At 72.3% G+C, this 23041-nt stretch carries 16 protein-coding genes; 12 read left to right on the top strand and 4 right to left on the bottom strand.

Annotated elements, in window-relative coordinates; translation table 11 throughout:
• The first annotated feature begins 36 nt into the window (after window positions 1-36).
• The 6 genes from QC283_RS07870 (at window position 37) to QC283_RS07845 (ending at window position 8205) form a co-directional block, all read left to right on the top strand.
• Window positions 37-1050, top strand: coding sequence for a LacI family DNA-binding transcriptional regulator (locus QC283_RS07870; protein WP_279560648.1), 1014 nt, complete (start codon window positions 37-39; stop codon window positions 1048-1050).
• Between the two features lie 151 nt (window positions 1051-1201).
• The gene (locus QC283_RS07865) at window positions 1202-2617 is read left to right on the top strand and encodes an extracellular solute-binding protein (RefSeq protein ID WP_279560647.1); all 1416 of its coding nucleotides are present in this window, start codon (window positions 1202-1204) and stop codon (window positions 2615-2617) included.
• Between the two features lie 67 nt (window positions 2618-2684).
• On the top strand, window positions 2685-3644 hold the full coding sequence (locus tag QC283_RS07860; protein ID WP_279560646.1) for a carbohydrate ABC transporter permease: 960 nt from the start codon (window positions 2685-2687) through the stop codon (window positions 3642-3644).
• 21 nt (window positions 3645-3665) lie between these two features.
• Window positions 3666-4541, top strand: coding sequence for a carbohydrate ABC transporter permease (locus tag QC283_RS07855; protein ID WP_279560645.1), 876 nt, complete (start codon window positions 3666-3668; stop codon window positions 4539-4541).
• A 127-nt stretch (window positions 4542-4668) separates the two neighbouring features.
• Window positions 4669-6273 carry a glycoside hydrolase family 13 protein gene (locus QC283_RS07850; RefSeq protein WP_279560644.1) on the top strand — a complete coding sequence of 535 codons (1605 nt, stop codon included), beginning with the start codon at window positions 4669-4671 and terminating at the stop codon, window positions 6271-6273.
• 144 nt (window positions 6274-6417) lie between these two features.
• Window positions 6418-8205 carry an ATP-binding SpoIIE family protein phosphatase gene (locus QC283_RS07845; protein ID WP_279560643.1) on the top strand — a complete coding sequence of 596 codons (1788 nt, stop codon included), beginning with the start codon at window positions 6418-6420 and terminating at the stop codon, window positions 8203-8205.
• Window positions 8206-8256: 51 nt separating this feature from the next.
• Here QC283_RS07845 and QC283_RS07840 read toward each other — a convergent pair whose 3' ends face one another.
• Window positions 8257-10176 (bottom strand): ABC transporter ATP-binding protein, encoded by a 1920-nt coding sequence (locus QC283_RS07840; RefSeq protein WP_279560799.1) that lies wholly within the window; start codon window positions 10174-10176, stop codon window positions 8257-8259.
• A gap of 231 nt (window positions 10177-10407) precedes the next feature.
• Here QC283_RS07840 and QC283_RS07835 point away from each other — a divergent pair, with 231 nt between their 5' ends.
• From QC283_RS07835 to QC283_RS07815, 5 genes are all read left to right on the top strand, one after another.
• Window positions 10408-11307 carry a lysylphosphatidylglycerol synthase transmembrane domain-containing protein gene (locus QC283_RS07835; RefSeq protein WP_279560798.1) on the top strand — a complete coding sequence of 300 codons (900 nt, stop codon included), beginning with the start codon at window positions 10408-10410 and terminating at the stop codon, window positions 11305-11307.
• A 241-nt stretch (window positions 11308-11548) separates the two neighbouring features.
• Window positions 11549-12610: a mechanosensitive ion channel family protein gene (locus QC283_RS07830; protein WP_383531332.1), complete on the top strand. Its 1062-nt coding sequence runs from the start codon at window positions 11549-11551 to the stop codon at window positions 12608-12610.
• Window positions 12611-12805: 195 nt separating this feature from the next.
• Window positions 12806-15025: an NADP-dependent isocitrate dehydrogenase gene (locus QC283_RS07825; RefSeq protein WP_279560641.1), complete on the top strand. Its 2220-nt coding sequence runs from the start codon at window positions 12806-12808 to the stop codon at window positions 15023-15025.
• Window positions 15026-15122: 97 nt separating this feature from the next.
• Window positions 15123-15920 carry an N-formylglutamate amidohydrolase gene (locus QC283_RS07820; RefSeq protein WP_279560640.1) on the top strand — a complete coding sequence of 266 codons (798 nt, stop codon included), beginning with the start codon at window positions 15123-15125 and terminating at the stop codon, window positions 15918-15920.
• A 67-nt stretch (window positions 15921-15987) separates the two neighbouring features.
• Window positions 15988-17226, top strand: coding sequence for a cytochrome P450 (locus QC283_RS07815; protein WP_279560639.1), 1239 nt, complete (start codon window positions 15988-15990; stop codon window positions 17224-17226).
• Window positions 17227-17238: 12 nt separating this feature from the next.
• Here the strand turns inward: QC283_RS07815 and QC283_RS07810 are convergent, their stop codons facing one another.
• From QC283_RS07810 to QC283_RS07800, 3 genes are read right to left on the bottom strand one after another with little or no spacing between them, the layout of a single operon-like run.
• Window positions 17239-17733 (bottom strand): hypothetical protein, encoded by a 495-nt coding sequence (locus QC283_RS07810; RefSeq protein ID WP_279560638.1) that lies wholly within the window; start codon window positions 17731-17733, stop codon window positions 17239-17241.
• Window positions 17730-18368, bottom strand: a complete 639-nt coding sequence (locus QC283_RS07805; RefSeq protein WP_279560637.1) for an RNA polymerase sigma factor — start codon at window positions 18366-18368, stop codon at window positions 17730-17732. Before QC283_RS07805 ends, QC283_RS07810 begins: the two co-directional genes overlap by 4 nt.
• Window positions 18369-18376: 8 nt before the next feature.
• Complete coding sequence (locus QC283_RS07800; protein WP_279560636.1) at window positions 18377-19810, bottom strand: S8/S53 family peptidase; 1434 nt, start codon at window positions 19808-19810, stop codon at window positions 18377-18379.
• Between the two features lie 182 nt (window positions 19811-19992).
• On the opposite strand from QC283_RS07800, the gene QC283_RS07795 reads away from it, so the two are divergent.
• The gene (locus tag QC283_RS07795) at window positions 19993-23031 is read left to right on the top strand and encodes a CHAT domain-containing protein (protein ID WP_443032574.1); all 3039 of its coding nucleotides are present in this window, start codon (window positions 19993-19995) and stop codon (window positions 23029-23031) included.
• Window positions 23032-23041: the final 10 nt, after the last annotated feature.

Genomic DNA, 23041 nt, shown 5'->3' with positions numbered 1-23041 from the left:
AAGCCTCTTGCGAAGGCTTGCGCTAGTCTTGCGCATGTGACGCGACGACTTGCTCAGGTAGCGAAGAAGGTTGGGGTCAGCGAGGCCACGGTCAGCCGGGTGCTCAATGACAAACCGGGGGTCTCGGAGGCGACCCGGCAGTCGGTGCTGAGCGCCTTGGACGTTCTCGGCTACGAGCGGCCGACGCAGCTGCGGGGTGAGCGCGCGCGGTTGGTGGGGCTGGTGCTGCCGGAGTTGCAGAACCCGATCTTTCCGGCGTTCGCCGAGGTCATCGGTGGTGCGCTGGCCCAGCAGGGGCTGACGCCGGTGCTGTGCACGCAGACCAAGGGCGGCGTCTCCGAGGCCGACTACGTCGAGTTGCTGCTGCAGCAGCAGGTGTCGGGCGTGGTCTTCGCCGGCGGTGGCCTGTTCGCCCAGGCCGACGCCCCGCACGATCACTACCGGCTGCTCGCGGAACGCAACATCCCCGTGGTGCTCATCAACGCCTCCATCGCGGACCTCGACTTTCCCTGCATCGCGTGCGACGACGCGGTGGCCGTGGAGCAGTCCTGGCGGCACCTGGTCTCCCTCGGGCACGAGCGCATCGGCCTGGTGCTCGGCCCCAGCGATCACATCCCCTCCCGCAGGAAACTGGCCGCCGCCCGGCAAGCGGCCGAGGCCATGAACGCGGAGCTTCCCGAGGAGTTCGTCGAGCGGGCCATGTTCTCCCTCGAAGGCGGCCAGGCTGCCGCCTCCCGCCTCCTGGAACGCGGAGTCACCGGCATCATCTGCGCCAGCGACCCCCTCGCCCTCGGCGCCGTCCGCGCCGCCCGCCGACGCGGACTCCACGTCCCCCACGACATCTCCGTCGTCGGCTACGACGACTCCGCCTTCATGACCTGCACCGAACCCCCGCTCACCACCGTCCGCCAACCCATCGAAGCCATGGGACGCGCCGCCGTCGACCTCCTCTGCGCCCAGATCCAGGGCACCGAAGTACCCCACCGGGAGCTGCTCTTCGAACCCGAACTCGTCGTCCGCGGCTCCACGGCACAGGCATCCGCCGAGTAATCGCGCCTCAACGCCTTCGGCGATCTGTCCAACAATTACAAAATCAGCGCGAGATATTGCGCGCTCTTGTTCACGGTGGTTGAGTGAGCGGCGCCCCACAACGCATCGGCGGTGGGGCGCCTTCCACGTTCATGCCCGAAGGGGACCACCCATGAGAAGTGCTCGGCTCCGCCGTACCCGTCGTGCCGGCGCCATCACGCTCGTCTCCGCTCTCACCCTGACCGCTCTGGCCGCCTGCGGCACGAGCAGCAGTGACGACGGCGGCGGTTCCGAAGGCAGCAGCGGGTCCTCCGACCCGGCTGCTCCGCTGGACCCGAAGACGAAGGTGACCATCACCATCGACTGCATGCCCGCGGCCGCCAAGGCGGCGGAGCTGAAGGAGTGGAAGGAGGACGTCAAGGAGTTCAACAAGACGTACCCCAACGTCACCATCGAGGGCCGCTCCACCCCGGGCCAGTGCCTGGAGCCGCCGCGGTTCACCGCGATGCTCAAGGCCAAGTCGCAGCCCGACGTCTTCTACACGTACTTCACCGACCTGCCCCAGGTACTGGACAACGACGGCGCCGAGGACATCACCGCGTATGTCAACGACAAGACCGTGCCGCTCCTGAAGGACATCGACCCGAACGTCCTCGGCTCGCTCAAGCACGAGAACAAGCTCTACGGCCTGCCCACGAGCAACTACACGATGGGCCTGCTGATCAACCGCAAGCTCTTCGAGAAGGCAGGACTCGACCCGGACACCCCGCCGCGCACCTGGGACGAGGTCCGCACCGCCGCCAAGAAGATCGCCGACCTGGGCGACGGCATCGCCGGCTTCGGCGAGTACAGCGCGGGCAACACCGGCGGCTGGCACTTCACCGCCCAGATGTTCAGCCTCGGCGGGGAGGTCGTCGACGCGAGCGGCAAGAAGGCGGCGTTCAACGACGAGCTGGGCAAGCAGGTCGCCGAGAACCTCCACGCCATGCGCTGGGAGGACGAGAGCATGGGCAAGACCCAGCTGCTCAAGTGGGGCGACCTGCAGAAGCAGATCGCCACCGACAAGCTCGGCATGTTCCTCGCCGCGCCCGACGACATCACGTACATGGTGCAGCAACTCGGAGCCGACTACGAGAACTTCGGCATGGGGCCGATCCCGGACGCGAAGAACACCCTGGCCGGCGGCAACAACTACATGATCAAGAAGGGGATCTCCCCCGACAAGATCAAGGCCGGCGTCGCCTGGCTGAACTTCCAGAACCTCACCGTCGGCGAGGGACAGTTCAACTGGGCCCGCAAGAAGAAGGACGACCTGCCGGTCGGTCTCCCGCAGCCCAACTTCTGGCTGAACGAGTCGAAGAAGAAGGACGACGCGGCCCGGGTCGAGCACGCCACCATGCCGGTCGAGAACTTCAAGACGTATCTGGACAACCCGGTCCCGGGCAAGGCCGAGCCGCCGAAGGCGCAGGAGGTCTACAAGGTCCTGGACAACGTGATGTCCGGCATCCTCACCAACGAGGACGCCGACATCGACAAGCTGCTCTCCACCGCGGAGCAGCAGGTCAACCAGGTTCTGGCCACGCAGTGACCGGCTCCCTCGGGGGGCGGGCCGTACCGCTCCCCGGGGCCCACGAGATCAGTACCGAGGAGCGACGATGTCGGCCCCCAGCCTGACCCCGAGCAAGGCGGCGAGATCCCGCCACTCCCAGCCGCCGCCGGCCGGCCCGCCCTCGCCCGGCGGGTCCTTCGGCAGGAACCTCAGACGCAATCTCACCGCGCACGGCTTCCTGATCGGGGCGGTCCTCTGCTTCGCCTTCTTCTCCTGGTACCCCATGGTCCGGGAGTTCTTCCTCGCCTTCCAGAAGACGGACCAGGGCGAGGTCTCCTGGGTCGGCCTGGACAACCTGCGCACGGTCTTCAACGACCCGGCCTTCTGGCAGGCGTGGCGCAACACCCTGCTGTTCACCGTGCTGGCCCTGGTCTTCGGCTTCGCCGTGCCGTTCGTCGTCGCGATCGTCATCAACGAACTCCGGCACGGCAAGGGGTACTTGCGGCTGCTGGTCTATCTGCCGGTGATGCTGCCCCCGGTCGCCGCCGTGCTGCTCTTCAAGTACCTGTACGACCCCGGCTACGGCCTGCTCAACGAACTGTTCACCTCCGTCGGGCTGCCCGAGCAGCAGTGGCTGCAGGATCCCGACCTCTCCATGCTCTCCGTGGTCCTCGCGTCGACCTGGATGAACATGGGCGGCGCGGCGCTGATCTACCTCGCCGCGCTCCAGGGCATACCCGGTGAGCTGTACGAGGCGGCGGAGCTCGACGGTGCCGGGCTGCTGCGGAAGATCTGGCACGTGACGATTCCGCAGACCCGTCTCATCCTCTCCCTGATGCTGCTCATGCAGATCATCGCCACGATGCAGGTCTTCGTCGAACCCTTCCTGCTCACCGGCGGCGCCGGCCCCGAGGGCTCCACCACCACCGTCGTCTACCTCATCTACCAGTACGCCTTCAACTTCAACGACTACGGCGCCGCGGCGGCCCTCGGCCTGCTGCTCCTCGTGCTCCTCGCCGGATTCTCGGCGGCGTACGTGAAGCTCAGCCGCGCCGAGGACGAGTAGAGAGCCCGGGGGAAACCACAGATGTCCACACGCACGCTCATCTCACCGGCGCAACTCGCCAGGCCCCGCGGCAAGGTCCTCTACTGGGTGACGTTCGGCGGTGTCGTCGCTCTCTTCACCGTGGTCTTCCTCGGCCCGATGTACTGGATGATCTCCAGTGGCTTCAAGGACACCCAGGAAGTCGTACGGACACCTCCGACACTGGTGCCCGAGTCCTTCGAACCCGACAACTACTCGCAGGCCTGGAACGTCATGGACCTGGCCGGCCTGCTGGGGAACACGCTGTTCTACGCGTTCGGCGCGCTGGCCTTCCAACTGGTCCTCGACGTGGCCGCGGCGTACTCCCTGTCCAAACTCCGCCCCGTCTTCGGCAAGGCCATCCTGGGCATGATGCTGGCGACGCTGATGATCCCGGCGACGGTGCTGGTCGTGCCGCAGTACCTGACGGTGCTCGACGTGCCGCTCTTCGAACGCAACCTGCTCAACACACCGTGGGCGATCTGGCTGCCCTCGGTGACCAACGCCTTCAACATCTTCCTGCTGAAGCGGTTCTTCGACTCGATCCCGAGGGAGCTGCTCGACGCCGCGTCCATGGACGGCGCCTCGCCGATGCGCACCCTGTGGTCGATCGTGCTGCCCATCTCGCGGCCGATCCTCGGTGTGGTGTCCATCTTCGCGATCGTGGGCGTCTGGAAGGACTTCCTCTGGCCCATGCTGACACTGCCCGACCCGGCCAAGCAGACACTGAACGTCGGCATCTACTCCCTGTCCAACGGAGTGCCCGTCAACGTGCTGATCGCCGCGCTCACCATGGCCTCGCTGCCGACCCTGATCATCTTCCTGATCTTCCAGCGCAACATCATGGGCGGACTCACCGCCGGCGGACTCAAGGGCTGAGGCACTCCGCCCGTCTCCCTCCCCGCCCGACCGGCTCGTCCCCGTCAGCCTTCGCCGCCGGCCCGTCCGACGCCCCGCCCTGTCCGGGCCGGCGGCGAAGATCCAACCTGCCCGAAAGGACCGTCACGTGGCAGACCCCACCGCGCACCGCACCGAGAACTGGTGGCGCGACGCCGTCATCTACCAGGTGTACCCCCGCAGTTTCGCCGACGGCGACGGCGACGGCACCGGTGACCTCGCGGGCGTCCGGGCGAGACTGCCGTACCTCGCCGAACTCGGTGTCGACGCCGTCTGGTTCACCCCCTGGTACGTCTCACCGCTCGTCGACGGCGGCTACGACGTGGCCGACTACCGCACGATCGACCCGGCCTTCGGCACCCTCGGCGAGGCCGAGAAGCTGATCGCCGAGGCGCGGGAGCTGGGCATCCGCACCATCGTCGACATCGTCCCCAACCACGTATCGGACCAGCACGCCTGGTTCCGGGCGGCGCTGGCCGCCGGCCCGGGCAGCGCGGAGCGGGAGCGCTTCCACTTCCGTACCGGGCGCGGGGAGAACGGCGAACTGCCGCCCAACAACTGGCCCTCCCAGTTCTCCGGCCGCACCTGGACCCGCGTCCCGGACGGCGAGTGGTACCTCCACCTCTTCACGCCGGAACAGCCCGACCTCAACTGGGCCCACCCCGAGGTGCGCCAGGAACACGAGGACGTACTGCGCTTCTGGTTCGAACGAGGTGTCGCGGGCGTACGCATCGACTCCGCCGCCCTGCTCGCGAAGGACCCCGCGCTCGCGGACTTCGAGGAGGGCGTCGACCCGCACCCCTACATCGACCAGGACGAACTGCACGACATCTACCGCTCCTGGCGGGCCGTCGCCGACGAGTACGGGGGCGTCTTCGTGGGTGAGGTGTGGCTGCCCGACGCGGAGCGCTTCGCCCGCTACCTGCGGCCCGACGAGCTGCACACCGCTTTCAACTTCAACTTCCTGTCCTGCCCCTGGGACGCGGACCGGCTGCGCCGCGCCATCGACGACACCCTGGCCGAGCACGCCCCGGTCGGCGCCCCCGCCACCTGGGTGCTCTGCAACCACGACGTGACCCGCACCGTGACCCGGTACGGCCGTGCGGACACCGGCTTCGACTTCGCGAAGAAGACCTTCGGCACCCCGACCGACCTCGCCCTCGGGGCCCGGCGCGCCCGCGCCGCCGCACTGCTGACGCTGGCCCTGCCCGGGTCGGTCTACCTGTACCAGGGGGAGGAACTCGGTCTGCCCGAGGCGGACGTACCGCTCGACCGGATCCAGGATCCGATGCACTTCCGTTCCGGGGGCACCGATCCGGGCCGGGACGGCTGCCGCGTACCGCTGCCGTGGTCGGCCGACGCCCCGTACTGCGGCTTCGGCTCCGAGGCGGAGCCCTGGCTGCCGCAGCCGGCCGGCTGGTCGGCGTACGCGGCGGACCGCCAGAGCACCGACCCGGAGTCGATGCTCGCGCTCTACCGCCGGGCACTGCGCCTGCGGCGCTCCGCCGACGGTTTCGGCGACGGCCCGCTCGGCTGGCTGCCGGCTCCGGACGGCGTCCTCGCGTTCCAGCGCGGGGGCGGCCTGATCTGTGTCGTCAACCTGTCTCCCGGACCGGTCGGGCTGCCCGCACACAGCACGCTTCTGCTCCGCAGCGGGCCGCTCGACGCCGACGGCCGGCTCCCGGGGGACACGGCGGTGTGGCTGCGCGCCTGACGCGCCCCCGGCGGTGCCCCGGCCGGGGCCCGCCGGGGACCCGCCGCCGGGGACCGCCGGGGGTCCATCGCCGGGGCACCGGCGTCGCCGGTCGCCCCGAGGCAGGGCAGAATCGGGGCAGGAGGCTGTGGGAGGAGGCGACGCGTGCGGGAACGACCGTGGCTGCGCGGGCTCCGCCGGCCTCCCGAGACCGTCGTGGGCGGCCACCGGGCGCTGAAAGCGGCCCTGCGGCCGGTGACCGAGGCGGTGCGCGCCCGGCGTCGGCTGGCATGGCTGAACGAGGCCGGTATGCGCATCGGGACCACCCTGGACCTGCGGCGCACGGCCGAGGAGCTGGCCGGCTTCGCCGTGCCCGAACTGGCCGACGGGTGCGCGGTGGACCTGCTGGAGTCGGTGCTCCGGTTCCAGCAGGGCGATCACTTCGAGGGGGCGGCGGGCACCCCCGAGCTCCGGGCCATGGCGGTCTCTGAGGTCCCGGGGCTGAACCTCGCGCCGGACCCGGTGGGCGAGGTGTCGGTGTACACCGCCGACCGGCTGGTGCGCACGTGCCTGACCACCCGGAAGCCGGTGCTGGTCACCCGTATGGAGCCGTCCGACTTCCACGCCGTCGCGCCCACTCCCGAGGCCGCCGATCTCATGCGGCGCGCGGGTGTGCACTCCTACCTCGCGGTACCGCTGATCGCCCGCGGGGTGCTGCTGGGCCTGGCCGACCTCGTCCGGGCCGGCAGCCGGACACCGTTCACGCGTGCCGACGTGGCGCTGGTCATGGAGCTGGCGTCCAGGGCCGCCGTGTACATCGACAACGCCCGGCTCTACGGGCGGGAGCGCGAGCACGTGGTCACGCTTCAGCGGGCCCTGCTTCCCCGGTCCAGCCCGAGCACACCCGGGCTCGAGGTGTCCTCGTGCTACGACCCGGCCGGTGATCCGGCCGCCGTGGGCGGCGACTGGTTCGACGTGGTCGCGCTGCCCAGCGGCCGTACCGCGCTGATGGTGGGCGACGTGATGGGGCGCGGCCTGGCCGCCGCCGCGACCATGGGCCGGCTGCGCACGGTGGCCCGGACGCTGATGGCCCTCGACATCGCGCCCGAGCGGCTGCTGGCCCGGCTGGACCTGGCCGCCCGCGACCTGGAGGAGGACCAGGTCGCCACCTGTCTGTGCGCGGTCTACGACCCGTGCGGCAGCACCTTCCGCATCGCCAGCGCCGGTCACCCGCCACCGCTGCTGACCGGGCCCGACGGCACCGCGTCGTTCCTGGACGTGCCCGCCGGGGCGCCGCTGGGGACCGGGGTGATCCCGTACGACCCGGTCGACTGCCCGATGCCCGAGCGGGGGCGGCTGACGCTGTACACGGACGGCCTGATCAGGTCGCGCACCGCCGGCCTCGCTTCCCAGATGGAGCGGCTGCGCGAGGCAGTCGGCGCGGGTGTGCCCGACGACGGCACGGTGTGCCGGGCGGTCACCGAGCGGGTCGGCGGCGACCGGTCCGACGACGCGATCGTCCTGATCGCCGCCGCCCGTCCGCTCGCTCCGGAGGGTGATGTGTACGTGCGGACCCTGCCGCCGGACGGCAAGGCCGCCGGGCAGGCCCGTACGGCGGTGCGCGAGCAACTGGTGCGGTGGGGCCTGGAGGATCTCGTCGACTCGACGGAGCTGGTGGTCAGCGAGCTGGTCGGCAATGCCCTGCGGTACGGGAACGCCCCTGGTGAGCTGAGGCTGCTGCGGCACGAGCGGCGGTTGTCGGTGGAGGTCTCCGACTCCGGGCCGGATCTGCCGCAGATCCAGCGCGCGGACGTGAGCGACGAGAGCGGGCGCGGTCTCCAGCTGATCAACATGATGTGCCGGAGCTGGGGCTCGTGCCGCACGCCCGAGGGGAAGGTCGTGTGGGCCGAGCAGGATCTGCCCGCGCGGGGCGGGCCGGCCGGCCCGAGGTAGCGCCCGCGCCGTCCCGCCCCGCACCGTCCCCCTCCCTCTCTCCCCGCACCCCTACGCCGCCGTCTCGGCCTTCTCCAGCGTCCCCGCCGTCTCCGTCTTCTCCGCCCTTTCCGGTGTCCGCCGCCCGAACTGGGTGCGGTGCAGTTGGGCGTAGCGGCCGCCGGCCGTCAGGAGTTCGTCGTGGGTGCCGCGTTCCACGATGCGGCCCGCCTCGACCACCAGGATCTGGTCGGCCGCCCGGACCGTGGACAGCCGGTGCGCGATCACGACGGCCGTCCTGCCCTCCAGGGCCTCGGTGAGAGCCTCCTGGACGGCCGCCTCGGAGGTGTTGTCGAGGTGGGCGGTGGCCTCGTCGAGGATGACGACGCGCTGGCGGGCCAGCAGCAGCCGGGCGATGGTCATGCGCTGGCGTTCCCCGCCCGAGAGCCGGTAGCCGCGCTCGCCGACCACGGTGTCGAGACCGTCGGGCAGGGAGCGTACGAGGTCGGTCAGGCGGGCGCGGCGCAGCGCGTCCCGCAGCTCGGTGTCGGTGGCTTCGGGGCGGGCCAGCAGCAGGTTGGCCCGGACGGTGTCGTGGAAGAGGTGGCCGTCCTGCGTGACCATGCCGACGGTGTCGCGCAGTGAACGGGCGCCCAGGTCGCGGACGTCGACGCCGCCGACGCGCACGGTGCCGCCGTCGGCGTCGTACAGGCGCGGCAGCAGCCCCGCGATGGTCGACTTGCCGGCGCCGGAGGAGCCGACGAGGGCGATCGTCTGGCCGGGTTCGGCGCGGAAGGAGAGGCCGTGCAGGACCTCCTCGCCGCCCCGGGTGTCCAGGGAGGCGACCTCTTCGAGGGAGGCCAGGGAGACCTTGTCGGCGGACGGGTAGCCGAAGCGGACGTCGTCGAACTCGACGGCGACCGGGCCGTCGGGGACCGGGCGGGCGTCGGGCTTCTCTTCGATGAGCGGGGTGAGATCCAGTACCTCGAAGACCCGCTCGAAGCTGACCAGGGCGCTCATGACCTCCACGCGGGCCCCGGCGAGCGCGGTGAGCGGCGCGTACAGCCGGGTCAGGAGCAGCGCGAGCGCCACGACGGCGCCCGGGTCAAGGGTGCCGCGCAGGGCGAACCAGCCGCCGAGGCCGTAGACGAGGGCCAGGGCGAGGGCGGAGACCAGGGTGAGGGCGGTGATGAACGCGGCCTGGGCGGTGGCGGTGCGCACCCCGATGTCCGCGACGCGGCGGGCGCGGTCGGCGAACTCGGCCGACTCGTCCTCCGGGCGGCCGAACAGCTTGATCAGCGTGGCGCCGGGGGCCGAGAAGCGCTCGGTCATACGGGTGCCCATGGCGGCGTTGAGGGTGGCGGCCTCGCGCTGCATGAGGGCCATGCGGCGGCCCATCCGCCGGGCGGGGAGCACGAACACCGGGAGCAGCGCCAGTGCGAGGAGGGTGATCTGCCAGGAGAGGGTGAGCATGACGGCGAGGGTGAGCAGCAGCGTGACCAGATTGCTGACCACGCCGGACAGGGTGTTGCTGAAGGCGCGCTGGGCGCCGATGACGTCGTTGTTGAGACGGGAGACCAGCGCTCCCGTACGAGTACGTGTGAAGAACGCGACCGGCATGCGCTGCACATGATCGAACACAGCCGTGCGCAGATCGAGGATGAGTCCCTCGCCGAGCCTCGCCGAGAGTCTGCGGGAGAGGATGCCGAGCACCGCCTCGGCGACCGCGATGAGTGCGATGAGGAGGGCGAGGCGTACGACGGTGCCCTCGTCGTCGCCGGACACGATCACGTCCACGACGCGGCCGGCCAGTACGGGTGTGGCGACGGCGAGCAGTGCCGTCGCCACCCCGAGCAGGACGAACCGGGTGATGCTGCGGCGGTGCGGGCGGGCGAAGGCGCCGATGCGGCTCAGCGTGGCGCGGGCGAGGGGTCGGCGCTCCCGCTCGGCGTTCATGACGCTGTGCAGCTGGGTCCAGGCTGTGGTCTCCATGCTCATGCGAGTGACGGTAGAACCTCGATCAAACTTGAGGTCAAGGACCGGTCGTCCGCCATCCGTAAGCACTCGTCCGCGCGTCGGCCATCCGTAGTTGGCGCCGCAGGGGGAATCTCTTGTGGTGTGACAGCGGTAGAACTCCCCGAGCCGACCGTCTCCGGCCGCGGCCCCGGCCGCCTCCCCGTCCGCCGCGACGGCCGTGTCCGGCTGCTCCGGCGGGTCTTCTGCGTGCTTCCGCCGTTGTTGGTCACGGTGGTCGCGGTGCGGCACCGGTCCGTGCTCGCCGAGGGCTTCGGCCATCTCGCCACGGCCCGGTGGCCCTGGTTGCTGGCCGCGGCCTGCGCGACCTGTCTGACCTGGGTCGCCGCGGCCTGCACCCGGCAGGGCGCCGTGGTGGAACGGCTGCCCCGGCGGCGGCTGCTCGCCGCCCAGTTCGCGGCGGGCGCGGCCAACCACCTGCTGCCGACGGGGCTGGGCGCGAGCGCGGTCAACCTGCGGTTCATGGCGGTGTGCGGGCTGCCGCTCGCCCGCTCCTCGGCCGCCCTCGCCCTGTATCTGCTGGCGGAGAGCGTCGGACGCGTCGCCCTGCTGGGTGTCCTGCTGATCGTGTTCCCGGGCGCGTTGCGGCTCGGCACGCTGCTGCCCGAGGGGGCCGCGGGGCCGCTGCTGATCGTCGTGGGCGCGGTGCCGGTGGTGGCGGCGGGCGTGCTCGCGCTGGTGCCGCGGCTGCGTGCGGCGGTGGTCTCCTTCCTGCGGACGGCGCTCGGCGAGGCGCGTTCGGTGCACACCCGCCCGGCGCGGGCGCTGGCACTGTGGGGCGGCGCGTTCACCTTCCCCGCGCTCCAGGCGGCGGCGCTGGTCCTGGTGGGGCGGTCGCTGGGGTTGCCGGTGCCGGCCGCGCACATGGCGGTGGCGTATCTGGCGGCGACGGTCGCGGTGGCGCTGGTGCCCACGCCGGGCGGTATCGGTTCGGTGGAGGCGGCGCTGGTCGTGGCGCTGGTGGCGGCGGGCGGCCCGGCCGCCGTGGCCACGGCGGTGGTGCTCGCGTTCCGGCTGATGACCGTGTGGCTGCCGCTGCTGCCGGGGGCTCTGACGCTGGCCGCGCTGGTACGGATGAGGGTGATCTGAGGCCGAAACGCCTCGCCTCGCTCCTCCGCGCTCCTGTGCGCGGTACCGACCACTGCCCGGGATACGGCAGGATGAACGGTCGCGCCGGTCGAACTGCCTTGCGGGCCGGGGCGATCGCGCATTCCCAGTCCAGCAGGTATCGAGCAGGTGACGACGTGACGAGACTTCACATCCGGCCGTCGGCGAGGGACTTCGCCGCGGCCGTGCCCCCTGGAGGTGGCCGGTGACGGACGACCCGACCATGGACCACCTGGTTCCCGCCGGTATCGCGCTGGCGGCGGGCCTCCTGGGGGCGTTCCTGCTGCGCATGCTGCTGCGCTGGCTGGCGGGGCACGCCGGGCGCACCCGCTGGAGCGGCGACGACGTCATCGTGGCAGCGCTGCGCACCGTGGCGCCCTGGGCGGCGGTCGCGGGCGGCGTGGCGGGTGCGGCGGCGGCGCTGCCGCTGACGCGGGCGGTGCAGCACGGCGTCAACCAGGTGCTGACGATGCTGCTGATCTTCGTGGTGACGGTGTCGGCGGCCCGGGTGGTCGCCGGCCTGGTGCGCACGGTGACACTGTCCCGCTCCGGGGTCGCCGGGTCGGCCACCATCTTCGTCAACATCACCCGCATCCTGGTGCTGTCCATCGGCTTCCTGGTGATGCTGCAGTCGGTGGGCGTCTCCATAGCGCCGCTGCTCACCGCCCTGGGCGTCGGCGGTCTGGCGGTCGCGCTGGCCCTGCAGGACACACTGGCCAACCTCTTCGCGGGCGTCCACATCCTGGCCTCGAAGACCGTGCAGCCGGGTGACTACATCCAGCTCAGCAGCGGCGAGGACGGCTACGTCGAGGACATCAACTGGCGGCAGACCACCGTCCGCGACCTGTCCAACAACCTGGTCGTGATCCCGAACGGCCAGCTCGCGAAGTCGAACATGACCAACTTCATGCGGCCCGAGCAGCAGCTGACCATCATGGTCCAGGTCGGCGTGTCCTACGACAGTGACCTGGAGCACGTGGAGCGGGTGACGACCGAGGTGGTCGCCGAGGTGATGACCGAGATCACCGGCGCGGTGCCGGAACACGAGCCCGCGGTGCGTTTCCACACGTTCGGCGACTCGCGGATCGGCTTCACGGTGATCCTGGGCGTCGGAGAGTTCAGCGACCAGTACCGGATCAAGCACGAGTTCATCAAGCGCCTCCACCGGCGCTACCGCGAGGAGGACATCCGTATTCCGGCGCCCGCCCGGACGGTCGCGCTGCAGCAGGGGGCCGTGGTGTTCCCGCAGCAGCGGGCGGGCGAGGACGTCGTCCCGCTCGCCTGATCCCCACCGACCCGCCCGTCTTTTCACCCGGCCGTTCGCCTCTCCCGGCTCGGCCCATCCCTCCATTCGCTCGCTTGTTCGACATGGGTCGTGCGGCCGGTTGTCCGGAATCTCCGCACGGCCCCTGTCGAGCCCGGGGCGATCACGAGATATCTTGATGTCGAGCAATGTTGCAGACGTGGAGCGGAGCACCCGGTGACTGACTCGACCATCATCTATACACACACTGACGAGGCCCCGGCCCTGGCGACGTATTCGTTCCTGCCGGTGGTCCGGGCATACGCCTCGCAGGCGGGTGTCGCGGTCGAGACCCGCGACATCTCGCTGGCCGGCCGCATCATCGCCCTGTTCCCGGAGTACCTGACCGAGGACCAGCGCATCCCGGACGCCCTCGCTGAGCTCGGCGAGCTGGCCAAGACCCCCGCGGCCAACATCATCAAGCTGCCGAACATCTCGGCGTCCATCCCCCAGCTCAAGGCCGCGATCGCCGAGCTCCAGGGCCAGGGCTACGCGCTGCCGGCCTACCCGGACGACCCGAAGACCGACGAGGAGCGCGACATCCGCGCCCGCTACGACAAGGTCAAGGGCTCCGCGGTCAACCCGGTCCTGCGCGAGGGCAACTCCGACCGCCGCGCCCCGGCCTCGGTGAAGAACTACGCCAAGAACCACCCCCACCGCATGGGCGCCTGGACCGCCGAGTCCAAGACCAACGTCGCGACCATGGGCGAGAACGACTTCCGCTCCACCGAGAAGTCCGCGGTGATCGCCGAGGACGGCACGCTGCGGATCGAGCTGGTCGGCGACGACGGCACCACCACGGTGCTGCGCGAGTCCGTCCCCGTGAAGAAGGACGAGGTCCTCGACGCCTCCGTGCTGCGCGTCGCCGCGCTGCGCGAGTTCCTCACGACCCAGATCGCCCGCGCCAAGTCCGAGGGCATCCTGTACTCCGTGCACCTGAAGGCCACGATGATGAAGGTCTCCGACCCGATCATCTTCGGCCACGTGGTCCGCGCCTTCTTCCCGAAGACCTTCGCCCAGTACGGCGAGGCGCTCGCCAAGGCCGGCCTCACCCCGAACGACGGCCTGGGCGGCATCTACAAGGGCCTGGAGTCCCTGCCCGAGGGCGCCGAGATCAAGGCCTCCTTCGACGCCGAGCTCGCCGAGGGCCCTCAGCTGGCGATGGTCGACTCCGACAAGGGCATCAGCAACCTGCACGTGCCCTCCGACGTCATCATCGACGCCTCCATGCCGGCCATGATCCGCACCTCCGGCCACATGTGGGGCCCGGACGGCGGCGAGCACGACGCCCTCGCCGTGATCCCGGACTCCTCCTACGCCGGCGTGTACCAGGCCGTCATCGAGGACTGCCGCGCCAACGGCGCCTACGACCCGTCCACGATGGGCTCGGTCCCGAACGTCGGCCTCATGGCGCAGAAGGCCGAGGAGTACGGCAGCCACGACAAGACCTTCGAGATCCCGAGCACGGGTACGGTCCGCCTGGTCGACCAGAACGGCACCGCCGTCCTGGAGCAGACGGTCTCGGCCGGTGACATCTTCCGCGCCTGCCAGACCAAGGACGCCCCGATCCGCGACTGGGTGAAGCTGGCCGTCACCCGCGCCCGCGCCACCGGCGACCCGGCCGTCTTCTGGCTGGACGAGGGCCGCGCCCACGACGCCAACCTGATCGCCAAGGTCAAGGCGTACCTGCCGGAGCACGACATCGAGGGCCTGGACATCCGGATCCTCGACCCGGTGGAGGCGACCAAGCTGTCGGTGGAGCGCATCCGCCGCGGTGAGAACACCATCTCCGTCACCGGCAACGTGCTGCGCGACTACCTGACCGACCTCTTCCCGATCCTGGAGCTGGGCACCAGCGCCAAGATGCTGTCGGTCGTCCCGCTGATGGCGGGCGGCGGCCTCTTCGAGACCGGCGCCGGCGGTTCCGCGCCCAAGCACGTGCAGCAGCTGGTCAAGGAGGACTACCTGCGCTGGGACTCCCTCGGCGAGTTCTTCGCCCTGGTGCCGTCCCTGGAGCAGTACGCCGAGGTCACCGGCAACACCCGCGCCAAGGTCCTCGCCGACGCCCTGGACCGCGCCACGGCGACCTTCCTCAACGAGGACAAGTCCCCGACCCGGCGCGTCGGCGGCATCGACAACCGCGGCAGCCACTTCTACCTGTCCCTGTACTGGGCGCAGGAGCTGGCCAAGCAGACCGACGACGCCGACCTGGCGAAGGTTTTCGCCCCGTTCGCCGAGTCGCTGTCCGCGAGCGAGCAGCGCATCGTCGACGAGCTGAACGCCGTCCAGGGCAAGCCGGCCGAGATCGGCGGCTACTACCAGCCCGACCCGGCCAAGGCCGCCGAGGTCATGCGCCCGTCGGCCACGTGGAACGAGGCTCTGGCGTCCCTCGCCTGATCCTCGCCCCACCTCAGGGCCCGCGGCACCCCGTCTCCGTTCCCCAGGAGGCGGGGTGCCGTCCGTCTCGTCCCTTCGTCTTCGTGGAGCAAGCCCCGTGTCCGACGCCCCCGCGTCCTTCGAGTTCGTCCCCGGCGACCCCGCGTCGCCCGTGATCCTCCACGTGCCGCACTCCTCACGGCGGATACCGGCCGACGTCCGCCCCGGCATCGTCCTGGACGACGCGGCGCTGGAACGGGAGCTGGACCACATCACCGACTCGCACACGGCCCGGATCGCCGAGGCGGCGGCCGGGCTGGCGGGCCTCACGCCCTGGCGCTTCGTCAACCGGACGTCGCGGCTGGTCGTCGACCCGGAGCGGTTCCCGGACGAGCGGGAGGAGATGACGGCCGTCGGAATGGGCGCCGTGTACACGCGCACGTCGCACCGCGAGGTCCTGCGGCCCGACGGCACCGACCCTCAGCCGCTGATCGAGCGGTACTTCCGGCCGTACGCGCGGGCGATGACCGAGGCGGTCGCCGGCCGGCTCGCCGCCACCGGACGCGCCGTGATCATCGACGTGCACTCCTACCCCACCGAACCGCTCCCCTACGAGCTGCACGGCGAGGGCCCACGCCCGCCGGTCTGCCTGGGCACCGACGAGTTCCACACGCCGCCCGAGCTGCTCGCCGCCGCCGGGGAGGCGTTCGCCCCGTGCGGGGAGACGGGTCTGGACAGCCCGTTCAGCGGGACGTACGTGCCGCTGGACTTCTACGGGAAGCGGCGTGAGGTCGGTGCGCTGATGGTGGAGATCCGCCGGGACACCTACATGACCGAGCCGGGCGGTCCGGCCGGACCCGGCCTGTCGCGCCTCGCCGGGTCACTGGCGGCGCTCGTCGACGCCGTGTCGGGCTGACTTCCGGTCCGCCCGGCTGGAGCATTCCCGCGCGACAGCCGCCCCGGGGCGCGGTGAGGGTGGGGGCATGACGCAGGAGACCACCACGCTGACCGGCCAGTCCCCGCCCCCGGTACGGGACTGGCCCGCCCTCGATCTGGACGGTCCTCGGTTCGATCCGGTCCTCGCCGATCTGATGCGCGAGGGACCCCTGACCCGCGTCCGGCTGCCGCACGGCGAGGGCTGGGCGTGGCTGGCCACCCGGTACGACGACGTGAAGGCGATCACCAACGATCCGCGGTTCGGGCGGGCGGAGGTGACGAAGCGGCAGATCACGCGGCTCGCCCCGCACTTCAAGCCACGCCCCGGCTCGCTCGCCTTCGCCGACCAGCCCGACCACAACCGGCTGCGGCGCGCGGTCGCGGGGGCCTTCACCGTGGGCGCCGCGAAGAAGCTGCGGCCCCGGGCGCGGGAGATCCTCGACGGCCTGGTGGACGAGGTCGTCCGGGACGGGCCACCGGCGGATCTGGTCGAGCGGGTCCTGGAGCCGTTCCCGATCGCCGTCGTCAGCGAGGTGATGGGGGTGCCGGCCGCCGACCGGGAGCGTGTACACGCGTGGACGCGGCAGATCATCTCCACCTCGGGCGGCGCCGAGGCCGCCGAGCGGGCGAAGCAGGGCCTGTACGGGTGGATCACGGAGACCGTCCGGGCCCGCGCCGGCGGCACCGGCGACGACGTGTACTCGATGCTCGGCGCCGCCGTGGGCCGCGGCGAGGTGGACGAGACGGAGGCCGTGGGCCTGGCCGGGCCGCTGCAGATCGGCGGCGAGGCCGTCACCCACAACGTGGGGCAGATGCTGTACCTGCTGCTGACCCGCCCCGAGCTGATGGCCCGGATGCGGGAGCGTCCCGAGGCGCGGGGCAGGGCCCTGGACGAGCTGCTGCGCTGGATCTCGCACCGCACCTCGGTGGGTCTCGCCCGCATCGCCCTGGAGGACGTCGACGTGCACGGGGTGCGCGTCAGTGCCGGCGACCCCGTGTACGTGTCCTACCTCGCCGCCAACCGGGACCCGGACGTCTTCCCCGACCCCGACCGGATCGACTTCGACCGCGATCCCAACCCGCACCTGGCCTTCGGCAACGGGCACCACTTCTGCACGGGTGCCGTCCTCGCCCGGACGCAGACCGAGCTGCTCGTCGACACGCTGCTGGAGCGGCTGCCGGGGCTGCGGCTCGCGGTCCCCGCCGACCAGGTGCCCTGGCGCCGCAAGACCATGATCCGCGGACCGCGCACCCTGCCCTGCGTCTGGTCCGGGTCCGGGGCCTGACAGGCGGCGGGCTCAGGCGCGCAGCCACTCCGTCACGACCACCTCCCGGCCGGTCCGCAGCCGCAGCGCGAACGGGCCGGTGGGCGGGGCCTCGCCGGTGAACCGGCCCAGGTCGTCCGCCGCCAGCCGGGCATGGGCCAGCGGCCCGCTCAGCACCTCGATCCGGGCCGGGCCCGGCGGCAGCACCTGACCGATCAGGCCGTCGGAGGTCACCTCGACGTCGACGGTCACGTCGTCCGCGCGGAAGGTCAGCATCCGCGGCGGGTCCGTCTCTCCTCTGACCGGGATGGCGTCGACCAGCGAGTCGAAGGTCAGCTCGGCGACGCGGGCGTCCAGGTCGTGCAGCGCGAAGGCGTCGACGGCGACCTGCCGCAGCCCCGTCGGGACCGGGTCGAGGATCGCCGCGGCCTGCCGGAGCTCCTCCTCCAGGAGGCCGGTGGCGAGTTCGTCGTCCGTGAAGGCCTGATCGGACCGTTCGTCCCCGAAGTCGTCGTGCGTGTCGCTCATATCGTCCCCCGTGCCTCTAGACGGGCGCGCAGCCGGCGCAGACAGCGCTGGCGCATCGGCCCGATGCTGCCCACCGCGATTCCCAGCGCGGCGGACACCTCCTGGTAACTGGGCGGCGGCGAGGAGATCAGTACCCGCAGCAACTGGCGGCACCGCTCGCCCATCTGCTCGAACTCCTGCCACAGCCGGCGCACGCGCTCGGTCTGCGCGGCGGCTTCCTCGGAGTCGAGCACCGACTCCTCGGGCGTACGCTCCTCGCTCGGCCGGTCGAGGAGCTGCGGGTCGTCGGTCGGTGTCCACCGTTTCGACGCCTTGAGCAGCTTCAGACACTCGTGCCGTGCCGTGCTCGCCAGCCAGGAGCCGGTCTTCTCCGGTTCGCGGATCCGCCCCAGGTGCTGGGCGAACCGGAACCAGGCGGTCTGGTACACCTCGTGCGCGTCGGCGTCGGACAGCCCGTGGGCCCGTACGACGGACCACACCAGCGGGCCCAGCCCGTCCACCAGTGACTTCCAGGCGGCCGCGTCCCCGTCGGCGGCCAACTGGACGAGCACCCCGACATCTGCACGGTCCACGGTCCCACCCCTCGTGTACGACACGCCATCGTACGCCGTGGACTGGGTGGTTCCGCCCGCCATCGGGCCGCTCACGCCCCACCGGACGGGGGGTCGAGGGTGACGGGGCGCCAGGTGGGCGGCAGCAGCGCGGGCACGTGCGCCCCGCGCACTTCCGCGTACTCGGTGTTGGCCGCGAGCAGTTGCTTGCGGGCCGCGCGCGGGTCGCGCTCCTTGTGCTCCGTCATGTGGGAGGCGACCAGGCCCGCGACCACGGGGGTGGCGAAGGAGGTGCCGCTCCACTGCGCGTGCCCCTCGAACATCACCTGGTCCGGCTTGGCGGGGGCCTCGCCGGGCTCGCTGAGCACCCCGTTGTGCCGGGGGTACTGGCAGGTGCAGGCGTAGGCGAAGCCGTATCGGCAGGCGTCGTAGGTGGAGTGCTGGTAGACGTACGGCACGGGTGCTCCGAAGCCGGTGAGGGCGCTGGTGAGGCGCTCGCCGGGGGCGTAGGCCTTGACCCAGCCGCCGTGGTTGCTGAAGCAGGCGCCGAACTCGCCGTCGCCGCGCAGCGCGCCGACCGACAGGACCGATTTCTCCCAGCCGGGCAGATCCGCGTAGGCGGCGGGCCAGAAGGGCGTGGCGCTGGCGTTGTTGCCGGCGGCGGCGACCAGCAGGGTGCGCTGTTCGCGCAGTTCCTCCATGAAGGCGTGGACGCCGAGCAGGCCGTCGGTGCGGCCGTTGGAGGTGCCGGCGGAGAGGCTGAGGACCTCGGGCCAGCCGCCCCGGTCGACGGCCTCGAAGAGCTTCTCGCCCAGCTCGGACTCCAGGATGGCGCCCGCGTCGTTGAGGGTGCCCAGGACGGTGACGTCGGTGTTGGGGGCGACGGCGGCGACGAGTCCGGCGATGAAGGTGCCGTGGCCGACGTACTGCTGGAGGACGCCGTCGTCGTCGCACTCCCTGGTCTGGGCGTCGCCGTCGGTGTGGGCCAGCAGGGGGTAGGACCGGTAGTCGTGCATGAGGCCGGTGTCGACGACGAGGACGCCGACGGCGGTCCCGGCGTCGTACGGCGTCCCGGCGGCGGCCGGGTTCGGCGGTTCGCTGATCGGTACGGGGACGGGTTCGTCGCCGGGGCAGGCGTTGACCGCGATGGAGACCACGTGGTTGCGGCTGATCAGGCGGCGGCCGGCGCGTCCCTCCATCGTCCTGAGGGAGCGCATGGCGTGGGCGACGGTGGGGTCGCCGCCGCGGTCGCCCTCGCCGGGGTCGGCGACCTGGATGCGGGTGATGCCGGTGCGGTTGGACTCGGGGCTCGCCCGGCGTACGTGGTCCGGGGTGAGGTCGGCCATCGCGGTGAAGTGGTCGCGCACGGTGTCCTCCACGAGGCGGGCCTCCTCGCCGTCGCGGGCGAGGACGATGCCCTTCTCGTAGAAGAACTCGGCCGAGTCGTCCGGTCCCATCGCCAGCGGGACGCCCGGCATCGAGCGCTGGATCTGGTCGAACTGCTCGCGGAATCTCTGTGGTGCCATGGCATTTCCTCCACTGGGGCGGCGATGGTGGCGACGGTCGCGCCGACAGTCTCGGCCACGGTCGTCAATCAGAGTCCGGGGGTGGCCGATTGATACAGACTCGAACCTGTGTGGCGCGGTTGCGGAGCACTACCATCCGTGGGGTGACAGCGGGAAACGATTCGGTTCTCCAACTGCTGCCGATGGTGTTCGCCGCCCCGGGCGAGGCGCTGGCGCGGGCGGAGGAGCTGCTCAGGGCCGACCCCTCACCGCTGCACGCCTCGATCGCCCATCAGGTCATCGGCATCTGGCAGCGGGACTTCGGCGACACCCGGCGGGCCCTGGCCCATCTGCGGCGGGCCCGCGACCTCGCGGCCCGCGCGGACTCCGCCGAGCGGGAGGCGGACGTACTGGCCACGCTCGGGGTGGCGCTGGTGCACTCCGGCCGCACCCGGGAGGGCCTCGCGGCGTTCGAGCGGGGGGTGGCGCGCGGCACCGGGCACACCCGGGCGCGGGTGCTGTACCGGCGGGCGTACGTGTGGTGGGTGCTGGGCCGGCACGGCGAGGCGCTGGAGGACGTACGGCGGGCGATCCAGGTGCTGCGGCAGGTGGACGACGTGATCTGGACGGCGCGGGCGCTGACCCTGCGGGCCACCGTGCATCTGGCGCTGGGCGCGGTGGAGCGGGCGGACGCCGACTTCACCGCGGCGGAGGCGCTGTGGGACACCACGGGCCAGGAGCACGACAAGGCCGACGCGGTGGAGAGCCGGGGGCTCGCGGCGTTCCGGTCCGGTGACGTGCCCGCGGCGCTGCGGCTGCTGGACGAGGCGGAGGAGCGGTACGCCGAGCTGGGCACGCCGACGTTCATGCTCACCATCCGGCGCTGCGAGGTGCTGATGGCGGCGGGGCTCGCTCCGGAGGCGCTGACCGAGGCGGACGCGGCGATCGCCGCGCTGGACGGGATCGGCGGGCAGTCCACCCGCAAGGCGGAGCTGCTGCTGGTCGCGGCGCGGGCGGCGCGGCTGGCGGGCGATCCGCAGACCGCGCTCGCGCGCGCGGCGGTCGCGGTACGGCTGTTCGCCGGGCAGCGGCGCACCTGGTACGAGACGCACGCCCGGCTGGTGCTGATCGAGGCGCGGGTCGCGACGGGGCGCGGGTCGGGTCGGCTGGTCGCGGACGCGGCCGCGGTGGCGGAGCGGCTGGCGGCCTTCGGCGCACCGGCCGCGCCGGAGGCGTCGCTGCTCGCGGGCCGGATCGCGCTGGGGCTCGGCTGGACGGCGGACGCGGAACGGCATCTGGCGGTCGCCGCGCGCAGTCGGCACGGCGGGCCGCCGCTCGCGCGGATGACGGGCTGGGCGGCGCAGGCGCTGCGCGCGCGGGCGGCCGGTTCGGCGCGGGGCGTGCTGGAGGCCTGCCGGCGGGGTCTGGACGTCCTCGACGACCACCGGATGACGCTGGGGGCCTCGGAGCTGCGGGCACGGGCGACCGCGCAGGGCGCGGAGCTGGCGGCGCTGGCGCAGCGGGCGAGTCTGGTCTCGGGCGGGCCGCGACGGCTGCTGGTGTGGAGCGAGCGCTGGCGGGCGACCGTGCTGTCCGCGCCGCCGACCCGGCCGCCGGCCGACCCCGCGCTGCTGAGCGGCATGACGGCGTTCCGCGAGATCGCCGCGCGCGCGGAGGCGGCCCGGACGGACGGTGGCCGGCCCGTCCCCGCGCTGGAGCGCGAACAGCGGCGCCTGGAGCGGGAGATCCGCTCCCGCACCCTGCACATGCGGGGCGAGGCGCCCGGCGACGGCGACCGGTTCGACGTCGGACATCTGCTGCGGCGGCTGGGCGACGACGTGCGGCTGGTGGAGCTGGCCGTGCTCGACGGACGTGTGCACGTACTGCTGTGCGGGCAGGGCCGGGTACGGCGGTTCGAGGCGGGGCTGCTGGCCGAGGCGGAACGGGAGGCCGAGCACGTGCAGGCCGGGCTGCGGCGGCTGGCGCACCCCGGCGCGGAGGCCCGGCTGCCCCTGGTGGAGGCGGCGGGCGCGCGCCTCCAGGAACTTCTGCTGGGTCCCGCCGCGGAACACCTCGGCGCCGGCCCGGTCGTCGTGGTCCCGCCGGGCCGACTCCACCGGGTGCCGTGGGCTCTGCTGCCCGCCCTGCGTGAACGGGTCCTGAGCGTGTCGCCGTCTGCGAGCAGCTGGCTGCGCGCCAAGGAGACCACTCCCCCGCCCGGCGGCCGCCAGGTCCTGGTACGGGGGCCGGGGCTGGCCAGCGGCGGGGCCGAGGTGCCGGAACTCGCCGACCGGTACGGGGTGGCGTCGCGGACGCCGGGCGCCGAGGACGGTGCCGAGGAGGCGTGGGTGCCGTCGCCCCGGGACGGGCGCGAGGCCCCGACCGCGCCGGAAGGCCCCGGGGACGGCATGCCACCGGCCGATGACCGGTACGCGGATCCGTCGCAGTCGGCCGATGACCGGCACGCGGGCCCGACGTCGTCGGCCGATGACCGGCACGCGGACCCGACGCAGTCGGCGGCCGGCGGGGCGCCCGGTCCGCGTGCCGTCGGCCGTCGGCCGTCGCGGGACGACGCGGCGGCGGCGCTTTCACCCACCGGCCGGAGCGGCGCCACGGCCCACCCGGCGGGCGGTGACACGCGGGCACCGGCACCGCGGCGGCCCGACGACTCGACCGGGGCCTGTGCCGGGGAGGGCGCCGCGGCGACGCCGGACACGGCACGCGGGTCACGGTCCGCCCACCCGGAGGGAGGCGCCGGGGTGCGCGGCGGCGCCACCGTGCTGGAGGGTGACGCCGCGCGGGTGCCGCGGGTGTTGCGGGAGCTGGACGGGGCCGCGTTGGCGCACATCGCCGCGCACGGGACGTTCCGCGCGGACAGCCCCTTGTTCTCGTCGCTGCGGATGGCGGACGGGCCGCTCATCGTGCACGACTTCGAGCGCCTGGACCGCAGCCCGTACCGGATCATCCTGTCCTGCTGCGACACCGCCCGGTTCGCGTCGGTCGGCGCGGACGAGCTGCTCGGGCTGGTCACCGCGCTGCTGCCGCTGGGCACGGCCGGGGTGGTGGCGTGCAGCGCGCCGGTCAACGACGCGGCGGTGGTGCCGCTGATGCTGGCGCTGCACAAGGGTCTGGACGCGGGGCTGTCCCTGGCGGAGGCGCTGCGCGACGCGCGGGCCGCGCTGCCGGACGACGCCGTGCACCAGGCCACGGGGTGGGCGTTCTCCGCGTTCGGGGCGGCCTGAGGACCGCCCG

This window comes from Streptomyces sp. DH41 (assembly GCF_029813785.1).
GTDB lineage: Bacteria > Actinomycetota > Actinomycetes > Streptomycetales > Streptomycetaceae > Streptomyces.
Note: the sequence above shows the minus strand (reverse complement) of the source record. Positions and strands in the feature narration are given on the sequence as shown.

Coding starts and splice junctions, on each gene's coding strand:
- QC283_RS07865 (WP_279560647.1), top strand. CDS start 1,202: ATGAGAAGTGCTCGGCTCCGCCGTACCCGTCGTGCCGGCGCCATCACG.
- QC283_RS07860 (WP_279560646.1), top strand. CDS start 2,685: ATGTCGGCCCCCAGCCTGACCCCGAGCAAGGCGGCGAGATCCCGCCAC.
- QC283_RS07855 (WP_279560645.1), top strand. CDS start 3,666: ATGTCCACACGCACGCTCATCTCACCGGCGCAACTCGCCAGGCCCCGC.
- QC283_RS07840 (WP_279560799.1), bottom strand. CDS start 10,176: ATGGAGACCACAGCCTGGACCCAGCTGCACAGCGTCATGAACGCCGAG.
- QC283_RS07830 (WP_383531332.1), top strand. CDS start 11,549: ATGGACCACCTGGTTCCCGCCGGTATCGCGCTGGCGGCGGGCCTCCTG.
- QC283_RS07815 (WP_279560639.1), top strand. CDS start 15,988: ATGACGCAGGAGACCACCACGCTGACCGGCCAGTCCCCGCCCCCGGTA.
- QC283_RS07810 (WP_279560638.1), bottom strand. CDS start 17,733: ATGAGCGACACGCACGACGACTTCGGGGACGAACGGTCCGATCAGGCC.
- QC283_RS07805 (WP_279560637.1), bottom strand. CDS start 18,368: ATGGCGGGCGGAACCACCCAGTCCACGGCGTACGATGGCGTGTCGTAC.
- QC283_RS07800 (WP_279560636.1), bottom strand. CDS start 19,810: ATGGCACCACAGAGATTCCGCGAGCAGTTCGACCAGATCCAGCGCTCG.
- QC283_RS07795 (WP_443032574.1), top strand. CDS start 19,993: ATGGTGTTCGCCGCCCCGGGCGAGGCGCTGGCGCGGGCGGAGGAGCTG.